Source organism: Microcella sp., assembly GCF_040286215.1.
In the GTDB taxonomy this organism is placed as follows: Bacteria; Actinomycetota; Actinomycetes; order Actinomycetales; family Microbacteriaceae; genus Microcella.
In genome coordinates this window covers 77,682-85,628 of record NZ_JAVKCK010000020.1, presented here as the reverse complement: position 1 = coordinate 85,628, position 7,947 = coordinate 77,682, and the positions used below count along the sequence as shown (strand labels likewise).

Sequence of the window (7,947 nt, the reverse complement as noted above, 5' to 3'; positions counted from 1 at the left end):
ACATGGCCTTCGCCTCATGCTCCAGCGCGCAGAAATGGCCTCGAAAACGCATGGCTATTCCCATTCAATCGTGCCGGGGGGCTTCGAGGTCACGTCGAGCACGACCCGGTTGACCCCGTCCACTTCGTTGGTGATGCGGTTCGAGATGCGGGCCAGCACGTCGTAGGGCAGGCGAGTCCAGTCGGCCGTCATCGCGTCCTCCGAACTGACGGGGCGCAGAACGATCGGATGCCCGTAGGTGCGTCCATCGCCCTGCACGCCCACCGACCGCACGTCGGCGAGCAGCACGACCGGGCACTGCCAGATCTCCGCGTCCAGGCCCGCGGCGGTCAGCTCGGCACGCACGATCGCGTCAGCCTCGCGCAGCAGGTCAAGGCGCTCGAGAGTCACCTCGCCGATGATGCGGATGCCCAGACCCGGTCCGGGGAAGGGCTGCCGGCCCACGATCGCGTCAGGCAGCCCGAGTTCGCGCCCGATGGCGCGTACCTCGTCCTTGAAGAGGGCGCGCAAGGGTTCGACGAGCTCGAACTCGAGATCTTCTGGCAGCCCGCCCACGTTGTGGTGGCTCTTGATGTTCGCCGTGCCTGTGCCGCCGCCGGATTCGACCACGTCGGGGTACAGCGTGCCTTGCACGAGGAAGCGCACCGACTCTCCGGAGCCCTGAGCCTCCAGCACGAGCGCCTCGGCCGCACCCTCGAACGTGCGGATGAACTCGCGCCCGATGATCTTCCGCTTCTGCTCGGGGTCGGTGACGCCTGCGAGCGCGTCGAGGAACTGCTCGCGAGCATCCACCGTCACGAGACGGATGCCCGTCGCAGCGACGTAGTCCTCCTCGACCTGCCGCCGCTCGTCGGCACGCAGCAGCCCGTGGTCAACGAAGACGCAGACCAGCTGATCGCCGACGGCCTCGTGCACGATCGCCGCCGCGACGGCGCTGTCGACCCCGCCCGAGAGGCCGCAGATCACGCGCGCCGAGCCGACCTGATCGCGGATGCGCTCCACCTGCTCGGCGATGACGCTGCCGCTGTTCCAGTCGGCCGGGATTCCCGCCGCGCGGTGCAGGAAGTTCTCCAGCACGCCCTGGCCGAACTCGGAGTGCTTCACCTCCGGATGCCACTGCACGCCGTAGAGCTTGCGCTCGTCGCTCGCGAACGCCGCTACCGGGGTGTCGTCGGTCGACGCGAGCACAGCGAAACCCTCGGGGGCCTGCGCCACCGAGTCGCCGTGGCTCATCCACGTCGTCTGCGCGCCGGGCTGGCCAGCGAGCAGCACGCCGCCGTCGCCGACCACGCGCATGGGAGTCGACCCGTATTCGCGCCGGCCCGTGCGCGCCACCTCGCCGCCCAGCTGCTTCGCCATGACCTGGAAGCCGTAGCAGATGCCCATCACCGGTACGCCGAGTTGCAGGATGCCCGGGTCGAGGTCGGGCGAGCCCGGCTCGTACACGCTCGACGGCCCGCCGCTCAGGACGATGCCGACGGGGTTCTTCGCGGCGACCTCCTCGGCAGTGATCGTGTGCGGCACGATCTCGCTGTAGACGCTCGCCTCGCGCACGCGGCGGGCGATGAGCTGCGCGTACTGGGCGCCGAAGTCGACGACCAGCACGGGTCGAGCCTCGGTGACCGTCTCAGAGCCGGCCGCGGTCACGCCGCGCTGCCTTCGACGACGGGGCGCGCATCGTCGGCGGATAGTCCGACGATGACCTCCTCGACCTGACGCGGAACCTGACGCTCGAAGAAAAAGGACAGGAACGGGATGATGCCTCCCATCGCTATCCAGAGGAAGCGCCAGAACGGCCAGCGCAGTACGCGCCACAGCACGAAGTCGCACGCGAGATAGAGCACGTACAGCCAGCCGTGGACGGCGAGCAGGAAGATCGACAGGTTGAACCCGGTGAGGGTGTCGACCGGGCTCAGCGCGATGAATCCGGACGGCCCGTTCAGCTCGATGTCGCTGCCGAGCCCGTACCGCGTGATCATCATGACGACGAGACCGAGCAGGAAGATGCCCGTGATGATCGAGGAGACCTTGTAGACCGCGAGCGTTCGCCGGATGAGGGGGATGTCTGCGGGCTTCGGGCCGATCACCATGCGCTCAGTCTACGGGCGTCGGCTGGGCTGGCTCCGCGCTCTCCTTCTCCTGCTCGTCCTTGACCAGACGCCACCAAAGGTAGACCGCGAAGCCGCCGAAGATGACCCACTCGAGCGCGTAGAACAGGTTGAGCAGATTGAGCTCGACCTCCGCTTCGGGCGGGGGCGCGGCGATGGCGCGGAAGCCGGCGGGCGGGTCGATGTCGACGAGATAGCCAGCGTAGACGGGCTGCGGGTCGGCCCACAGGTTGACGAGCTCGGCGAGGGAGACCGTCTCGCGGGCGCCGGATTCGAAGTCGCCGGTCTGCGGAGCCTCGCCGGGAACGTACCGCCCGGTCAGCTGCGCCTCTCCGTGCGGCAGGGTCGGGATGCTCGCTCCTGGCTCGACGAATCCCACGACGACGGCGAGGCTGTGGCCGTCCTCGGTCACGAGGTGGCGCGCGATCCAGTCGCCCGGCGCCCCGTCTCCGCCGGGGGCGTTGTTGAGCCTGCCGGTGATGATGACGTCGTCGCCCGCCTGCCAGGATCCCTCCACGGTCACGAGTCGGCCGCTGGCGTCGGAGGTCATGACCTGCTGAGGCTCGGCGACCGTGTCGAGGGGCACCGCCGTCTCGGTGTCGCGCTCGATGACGGTCGCGCTCTCGATCGAGCGCTCGAGCTGCCACTGGCCGAGGGCCGCGAACACCGCGGCGACGCCGAGGGCGAGGGCGAGGGCGGCGACCCACTTGGGCCGACGCGCGACCGTCCACCAGGTGGGACCGGTGCCGAGCCCGGGTCGGGTCGGCGCCTCGGTCCTCGTCATGATGCGGGCGCCTTCCTGCGGGTGGGGATTCGTGTGCAGTCTACAAAGCAGCGGCGGGGCCCCCGCTGGGAGCCCCGCCGCCGGAGTCGAGCTGCGCGTGCCTAGCTGCCGGCGCCGCAGAGCTCGAGGTCGGCCACCTCGGTGCTGAGCGCGGCGGGGCCGCCGAGCAGCACGATCGTCTCCACCCCGAGGCCGACGATCGACGCGTAGACGCTTTCAGGAATGCACGCGGTACGGCTCACATACAGCGGCACACCCTGGCCCGCGGCGAGGGCCGAGCCAGCGAGCGCATCGGCGAAGTTCTCGCCGGTGGCGAGGTACGCCGTGAGCGCGGTCGCGAAGGCGTCCTCGTTGATGGCGATGGACGTCGCGTACCGGTCAGCGCCGGAGTTGCGCTGCACCGTGTAGGCCGCCCCGACCAGCTGCGCCTGGATACCGCTGCTCACGACCACCGTTCCTCCGGCAATCGAGACATCGGTGACTCCGAGGTCGTCGAGCAGGGTCAGCGTCGCCGCGTCGACGGAGTTCGCCGTGCCGCGGACCAGCACCACGGGGCCGCCGAGCTCGGCTGCCGCGGGGCCGGCCGTGAGCGCATCGGGGAAGTTCAACCCGCTCGCGATGTAGGCCGCCGTGGCCGTGCTGAAGGCGTAGTCCGCGATGGCTCGCGACGTGGCGTAGCGGTCTGCACCCGCGACGCGCTCTACCGTGGGCGAGAAGCCCAGGCCCGCGAGTGCGTTCTCGACCGAGGTGGAGACGACGGCCGTGCCGCCGACCACCACGATGGTCGAGGGGCTGAGCCGGTTCAGCTCAGCGATCACCGCGGCGGGCAGAGCGTTCGGCGGGGTCAGGAGCAGCGGCGCGCCGTCCTCGGCGGCTGCCGGCGCGGCGCTCAGCGCGTCCGCGTATCCCACACCGTTGGCGATGTACACAGTCGCGGCACCGTCCGGGAAGCCGGCTTCTGAGATGGCGACGGCCGTCTCGTAGCGGTCGTCGCCGGCGAGTCGCTCGGTCACGGGCGGAGCCAGTGTCTCGAGCTCGAACCCGAAGGTGGTCTGAGCGCAGCCGACGGTGAGCGACTCGATGACGGCCTCCCCGATGACGCCCGAGCCGAGGCTGTAGCCGTAGCTCAGGATGCGTGCCTCTGGGTTGGCGAGCAGGTACTCGTCGAGCGTGCCGAGCGAGGGGTAGCCGCCGCCGGCGGGGACGCCGTAGCCGGTTGAGCCGGTCACCCAGAACCGGGCATCGGCCCAGTCGCCGTTGACGCTCATCGACCAGTCGCCGCCGCCATAGGCCCAGGGCTCGCCGACGAGGATCGCGTCCTGCGCCCCGTCGCCGTCAGCGTCGAAGCCCAGCTGCAGGCTCGGGCGCACGCCGGTGTGCCCGTCCGCGATGACGAAGTCGACGGAGCCGATCTCACTCAGGGCGATGTCGATCGGCGCGTAACCGGCCGCCTTCGCCTGGCTGAGGGTTCCCGGGTCGCCGAAGGTCTCGACGCGGAGACCGTTCTCGGTGAACTCGTTGATGCCCTGGGTGCGCGTCTGCGAGAAGTCCCAGTCGCCGAGGGCGAGGTTGGTGACCTCGGTCGTGGTCGTGAGCGTGCACGCCTCGATGACGGGCTGGGTGAAGGTGTAGCGCGTGTCATCCCAGACGATGCTCGGCACGATGGCAGCGGAGTCGGCCTGCACGCCGTAGCCCGCGAGGGCGACGCCGCCGCCCTCTGCTGCCGCGACGTCGAAGACCGCGTCGATGAGCTCCCCGAGGGGCGCCGTCTCCTGTACGCCGTAGTCACCGAAGGCGCGCGTGGTGGCCCAGGTGTCGGCCTGCGAGAACGTGTGGCCGCCCACGGCAAGGCTCGTCGAGCGCAGGGTGGTGAAGATCGGAGCGAGCGGATCGCCGAAGAACACGGGCACCTGGTAGGTCACAGACCCGCTCGCGACCTCGACGCTCGCGCGCTCGATGAGCGCGCGCAGGCCGGATCGCGTGAGCGTGGCCGCGGCGATTCCCTCCGGGGTCGCGAGATCGGTGCCCTTGATGACGGTCGACGGGTCGCCCAGGCCGAGGTGCAGCCCGTCGGCGAGGACGACCGAGTTGTCCAGCGTGCCGTTGGGGTTGCCCTCGTGCCAGGAGGTGTAGGTCTCGGGCGTCTCGTTCGCCTTGACATCGCGCTCGTACACGGTCACCTCGGTGAGCGGGTCGACGGCCGGCACCGCGTCGGCGGTGATGCTCATCACGAGACCGTAGTTGGGCAGGCGGGTGCTCGACTTGAGCCCGCGCGTGTCGCCCAGATAGGTGGTGTCGCGCATCGTCTGAGCCGTGTTCTCATCGGTGCCGATGGTGGGTGCGCTCGGCGTGGCGAGGCTCACGTTGAGCGCGTTCCACGGCCCGTTCGCGCCCTCGGGCGCCGCACCGTACGACTGCGTGTTGTAGGCGACTGTCACGATGACGTCGTTGCCGACGATCGCGTTCTCGGCAGAGAAGTCGAACGAGACGTCGAAGGCGAGACCGTTCTGGCAGGTTTCCCGTACGGCGTCCCACCAGGGCCTCGACCCCGAGCTCTGCGCGCACTCGTCGGGCGACGGGGTCGGGCGGTAGGGCGCGACGACGTCATGGGTGACGCTCGCGATCAGGTCGCCCACGACCGGCTCTGCGCCGGAGCCGTCGGCCTCGTAGAGGTTCATGGTGACGGGGTGCGTGAAGGTCGACCCCGGGGTGGTCTCGCAGTCGCCAAGGTTCCACTGCCCGATCTCGCACGCCCAGCTGGTGAGGCTGATGGTGACGTCCGTGACGACGCGGTTGTCGCCGCCGAGCAGCACGTAGTCGCCGAACTCCCACGTTGCCTGCGCCTGGAATCCCAGGCTCGGGTACGATGCTGGCTGCGCATCGGGAATCGAGTCGTAGACGACGGCGGGCGCGGCTGTCGCGGGCGCCGCTGCCGCGATGCTGAGGCCGGTGAGGGCCAGGGTGAGGGCGGCGGTGCTGCCGAGCAGGCGCGCGCCGAGAGACGATGAGCGGATCACGATGTGGCTCCTGGGGGGAGTGGCGACCCTGCCCGACGACGGCATAGGCGCGCGCCTCGCGGGTACGAGGCTTCGGGTGCGGGCCGTGGCCGCCGACGGGCATTGCGCGGGTCGGGTTCGGGTGGGGGTTGGGGGCGAATCACGACCCGGCGTCGCCGTCGAGTCCTGACTCTCCCTCACGGTACGTCAGACCACCGACATTCACAAGGAATAATCGCGTTGTGACCACGGGCGCACCCGCCCACCGCCCACATCGATCGGTCAGCGCATGCGCGGGGACACGTCTGGCGCAGCCAGCCGCACCCGGTCGGCGCTCTCATCGTCCGGCTGCTCCTGGCTGGCCAGTTCGGCCTCGACGCGCCTCAGGTAGTGATCGATCTCCCACTGGCGGCGCTCGTCGTCCCAGCCGAGCTCGGCGGCCATCAGATCAGCCACGACGGGCGCCGCCTCCACGCCGCGATCCCATGCCTCGATCGAGATGCGCGTGCGGCGCGCGAGCACATCCTCGATGTGCAGCGCGCCCTCGTGGGTCGCGGCGTAGACCACCTCGGCAGCGATGTAGTCGTCCGCTCCCGGTAGGGGCTCCTGCAGCTCGGGTCGCGCGATGATGAGGTCGAGCAGTTCATCCGTCAGCACGCCGTACCGATTCAAGAGGTGCTCGATGCGCACCTTGTGCACTCCGAAAGCGCGGGCGATCTTGCCCCGCTTGTTCCACGCCGCCTGGTAGCCCTCCGCGCCGAGCAGCGAGATGTCCTCCGTGACGCTCGCTGGCACCTTGCCGTCGAGCGCCGCGGCCGCCTCGTCGATGGCGTCCTTGGCCATGATGCGGTAGGTCGTCCACTTGCCACCCGCGACGACCACGAGGCCGGGCACGGTGTGTGCGACGATGTGCTCGCGCGAGAGCTTCGAGGTCTCGTCCGACTCGCCGGCCAGAAGCGGGCGCAGCCCTGCGAACACCCCCTCGACGTCTTGACGGGTGAGCTTCACGGCCAGCACCTCGTTGACGCGGTCGAGGAGGTAGTCGATGTCGGCCGCGGTCGCCGCAGGGTGCGCCTTGTCGAGATCCCAGTCGGTGTCGGTCGTGCCGATCAGCCAGTGCCGGCCCCAGGGGATGACGAAGAGCACGCTCTTCTCGGTGCGCAGCAGCAGCCCGAGGGTCGACTGGAACCGATCGCGCGGAACCACGACGTGGATGCCCTTCGAGGCCCGCACCTGGAACTGCCCGCGCTCCCCGACCATCGCCTGCGTGTCGTCCGTCCAGACGCCCGTCGCATTGACGACCTGGCGCGCCTTCACCTCGAAGTGCTCGCCCGTCTCGAGGTCGTGCGCCTTCACCCCGACGACGCGCTCGCCCACCTTCAGAAACCCTTCGACTCGGACGCGGCTGGCAACGTGGGCGCCGTAGAACGAGGCGGTGCGCGCGAGCGTCGACACGTAGCGGGCGTCGTCGACCTGCGCGTCGTAGTAGGTCAGCCCGCCGGTGAACGCGTCGCCACGCAGACTCGGCGCGGCGCGCAGCAGCTGGCGACGGCTCAGGTGGCGGTGATGCGGCACACCGGGAGGCCGCCCGCCGGTGTAGCTGAACAGGTCGTACAGCGCCATGCCGGCGCCGATGTAGGCGCGCTCGACCAGAGGCTTGGTGAGCGGATACAGGAACCGCACCGGCTTGACGAGGTGGGGCGCCAGTCTCTGCAGCAGCAGGCCGCGCTCGATGAGCGCTTCACGCACGAGCCGGAAGTCGAGCTGCTCGAGGTAGCGGATACCGCCATGCACGAGCTTCGACGAGCGCGAGCTGGTGCCGCTTGCCCAGTCGCGCTGTTCGAGCATCCCGGTGCTCAGCCCGCGCGTCACCGCATCGAGCGCCGCCCCGGTGCCGACGATGCCACCGCCGACCACGAGGATGTCGAGTTCTTTGTCCCGAAGTCGGGCGATCGCTGCAGCTCGCTCGTCGGGGCCGAGCTTGGTGGAACGTGTGACGGTCTTTCCTCGAACCATGCTGTTCTCCCGAGTGTGTGGCGCGACGGCCGCTCGACGCCCC

General features: G+C 69.8%; 5 protein-coding genes. All 5 read right to left on the bottom strand.

The window, feature by feature from the left end:
- Positions 1-54 precede the first annotated feature (54 nt).
- The 5 genes from guaA to RJQ01_RS09925 all read right to left on the bottom strand — a co-directional run bounded on the left by guaA (position 55) and on the right by RJQ01_RS09925 (position 7,904).
- Positions 55-1,647, bottom strand: a complete 1,593-nt coding sequence (guaA, locus tag RJQ01_RS09945; protein ID WP_350476572.1) for a glutamine-hydrolyzing GMP synthase — start codon at positions 1,645-1,647, stop codon at positions 55-57.
- On the bottom strand, positions 1,644-2,090 hold the full coding sequence (locus tag RJQ01_RS09940) for a DUF3817 domain-containing protein (RefSeq protein WP_350476571.1): 447 nt from the start codon (positions 2,088-2,090) through the stop codon (positions 1,644-1,646). Before RJQ01_RS09940 ends, guaA begins: the two co-directional genes overlap by 4 nt.
- A 4-nt stretch (positions 2,091-2,094) precedes the next feature.
- The gene (locus RJQ01_RS09935) at positions 2,095-2,892 is read right to left on the bottom strand and encodes an SURF1 family protein (RefSeq protein WP_350476570.1); all 798 of its coding nucleotides are present in this window, start codon (positions 2,890-2,892) and stop codon (positions 2,095-2,097) included.
- A 101-nt stretch (positions 2,893-2,993) separates the two neighbouring features.
- Complete coding sequence (locus tag RJQ01_RS09930) at positions 2,994-5,909, bottom strand: cell wall-binding repeat-containing protein (protein ID WP_350476569.1); 2,916 nt, start codon at positions 5,907-5,909, stop codon at positions 2,994-2,996.
- A 261-nt stretch (positions 5,910-6,170) separates the two neighbouring features.
- The gene (locus tag RJQ01_RS09925; protein ID WP_350476568.1) at positions 6,171-7,904 is read right to left on the bottom strand and encodes a glycerol-3-phosphate dehydrogenase/oxidase; all 1,734 of its coding nucleotides are present in this window, start codon (positions 7,902-7,904) and stop codon (positions 6,171-6,173) included.
- Positions 7,905-7,947 lie beyond the last annotated feature (43 nt).

Coding starts and splice junctions, on each gene's coding strand:
- RJQ01_RS09940 (WP_350476571.1), bottom strand. CDS start 2,090: ATGGTGATCGGCCCGAAGCCCGCAGACATCCCCCTCATCCGGCGAACG.
- RJQ01_RS09935 (WP_350476570.1), bottom strand. CDS start 2,892: ATGACGAGGACCGAGGCGCCGACCCGACCCGGGCTCGGCACCGGTCCC.
- RJQ01_RS09925 (WP_350476568.1), bottom strand. CDS start 7,904: ATGGTTCGAGGAAAGACCGTCACACGTTCCACCAAGCTCGGCCCCGAC.